Annotated in this window: 3 protein-coding genes; 1 reads left to right on the top strand and 2 read right to left on the bottom strand. The window is 65.4% G+C overall.

All coding sequences use genetic code 11. The features are described from left to right. Positions 1-196 precede the first annotated feature (196 nt). Positions 197-1,034 (bottom strand): IS5 family transposase gene (locus MKK49_RS07620; RefSeq protein WP_244027492.1). Its coding sequence is split into 2 segments (ribosomal slippage): positions 197-676 and positions 678-1,034, totalling 837 coding nucleotides; the frame shifts between segments, so codons are not numbered across the junction. A 113-nt stretch (positions 1,035-1,147) separates the two neighbouring features. Between MKK49_RS07620 and MKK49_RS07625 the strand changes: the two genes are divergently transcribed. Continuing rightward, positions 1,148-2,098, top strand: coding sequence for an IS481 family transposase (locus tag MKK49_RS07625; RefSeq protein ID WP_244027493.1), 951 nt, complete (start codon positions 1,148-1,150; stop codon positions 2,096-2,098). Between the two features lie 232 nt (positions 2,099-2,330). Here the strand turns inward: MKK49_RS07625 and MKK49_RS07630 are convergent. Then, positions 2,331-2,482 (bottom strand): transposase (locus MKK49_RS07630; RefSeq protein WP_244027495.1); only part of this gene is annotated, 152 nt, incomplete at its 5' end.

Consider the following 2,482-nt stretch of genomic DNA (forward strand, 5'->3'; position numbering starts at 1 on the left):
CAAGGTGCCCTGGACGGGGAGGCCGTGTTGAGGCTGGCTCCGGGACCCTGGGGCGCACCGAGAGAACGGACGGTCCGCCCACTACGAGGCGGGCTCGGGGCCCCGTGCCCTGATTAGTCGGCTGCCGCACCGGCGTTTCCGCAAGGGAGCGTCGCGTCGCGCGGAGGAGGGCCGCCACTAGGTCCTCTCTGCAAAGTCATGTGAGCCAGAGCATGGTCATGCCGAGTGTGACCATGGCGAGGTAGTTTGCCGCTCGCTTCTCGTAGCGGGTGGCGATGCGGCGATACTGCTTGAGGCGTCCGATCAGCCGCTCGACCCTGTTGCGCTCCCGGTACGCGGCCTTGTCGAAGTCGGGCTGCCGCGGCTGATCTTTGCGGGTCGGAATGACCGGCTCGATCCGACGGCGTCTGAGGCGACGACGGGCCGGCGGACTGGAGTAGCCCCGATCCCCGGCCGTTCGGCGGGGACGCAGGCGCGGTCGGCCTCGGCCAGAGCGCGGCACGGTGCCCTTGTCCATCAGCGCGTCCAGGGCGAACTGCTCATGGCGCTCGCCGGCCGTCAGCACCGCCGCGATGGGTTTACCGCCGCCCTCGGCGCGCAGATGCAGCTTGGTCGAAAACCCGCCCTGGCTGCGCCCGAGCGCTTCACCGATCCCCTCGACCGTCCCCTCACCCCCCGATGGCGCCGGACCGGCGTGCACCGGCGGCATGCTGGTGGGCGCGCACCACCGTGGCGTCCACGAAGTGCAGGTCCCAGTCGAGGTCGCCTCGGGCATCGGCTTGCGCCTGCAGGCACCGCAGCACCCGGTCGAACACGCCGGCCTGCCGCCAGCGATAGAACCGGCTCGACACGGTCCCGACAGCACCATAGCGGGCTGGCAGATCGGCCCAGGGCGCACCCGTGCGCAGGATCCAAAGCATACCGTTCAGGACCTGGCGGTGATCCTCCGCTGGCCGGCCCGTGCGCGGCTTCTGCGGAGGCAGCAACGGGGCGATCTGCTCCCACTGCGCATCAGTCAGTTCGTAGCGTCGCATCCCGACAACATGGGGGCGATCACCACGCCCGTGAACCCTTTGCAGAGACGCCCTAGGTGTTTGATCCCGCGGTGTGGTGATACGGTTGAGCACCATGCTGCGAGGGAAGCGCTATGGGCCAAGTTCTCCATGGAAGCGCCACCACGACGGAGGCAGTCCGTCGCGCGATCCAGCTACGTGAAGAGAGCGTAAGGGCGCTGGCCCGGCGCTACAGCGTCAGTCCGACGACGGTGCAGAAGTGGCGCAAACGGGCGACGACGGCGGATGCCCGGATGGGACCCAAAGAGCCGCGCTCCACCGTGCTCACGGTCGAGGAGGAGGCGATCATCGTCGCTTTCCGACGGCACACGCTGCTCCCGCTCGACGATTGCCTCTATGGCCTGCAACCGACGATCCCGCACCTGACCCGGTCCTCGCTGCATCGCTGTCTGGAACGGCACGGCATCAGCCGACTGCCCGAGATCGACGGCGACAAACCCAAGAAGCAGCGCTTTGCGAGTTACGCCATCGGCTACGTTCACATCGACATCGCTGAGGTCAGCACCGCTGAGGGCAAGCTCAGGCTGCTCGTGGCCATCGACCGAACCAGCAAATTCGTCTTTGTGCGGCTGGTCGAGAGCGCCGGCAAGATGGAGGCCGCCCAGTTCCTCCGCGACTTCATCGAAGCGGTGCCTTACCGCATCCACACTGTTCTCACGGACAACGGCATTCAGTTCACGTCACGCCAGCGGGATATCTACGACAGTCAGCACATCTTCGATCGTGTCTGCGACGAGCATGGCATCGAGCACCGTCTGACCAAGGTGAACCACCCTTGGACCAACGGGCAAGTCGAGCGAATGAACCGTACGATCAAGGACGCGACGGTCAAACGCTACCACTACGACAGCCATTCTCAGCTGCGAACGCATCTGCATCTGTTCGTCGATGCCTACAACCACGCCCGAAGGCTCAAGACGCTGCGCGGCCTGACGCCCACCGAGTTCATCCTGAACGCCTGGACGAAAGAGCCCGATCGCTTCAGGCTCGATCCGTCACACCTCATCCCGGGACCGTACACCTAGTCGCCGCCCATGTCCTCATGAGGGATCCGGATGAGGACTCCCATCTGATCCGGGCGAAGTTCATGCTCATCGGGCAGTCCATCTGGCCTGCCCCCATACGGTGGCCCAGGTTCGAAGTTAGTGCATCGTCGGTTGAGGGTCCCCCGGATTTTGGTCCGGCCGAAAGGTAAGTTTCCGGGTCTCATTAGGGTCACCCGCATTTTGGTCCAGCCGTAAGGTCAGCTTCCGGGTCTCATTCGTCTGCCTGCAGGGCCGTCGCCAAGGCAAATTCCTGAGGCGTTCGCCACCCCCGGGCTGTGTGAGGACGGCTCTCGCTGTACTGCCGCCGCCGCGTCTCGATCTTGCTTCTAGCTTCCTCTACCGACCAGACCCACTTCCCTGTAT

Source organism: Methylobacterium sp. J-090 (genome assembly GCF_022829345.1).
GTDB lineage: Bacteria > Pseudomonadota > Alphaproteobacteria > Rhizobiales > Beijerinckiaceae > Methylobacterium.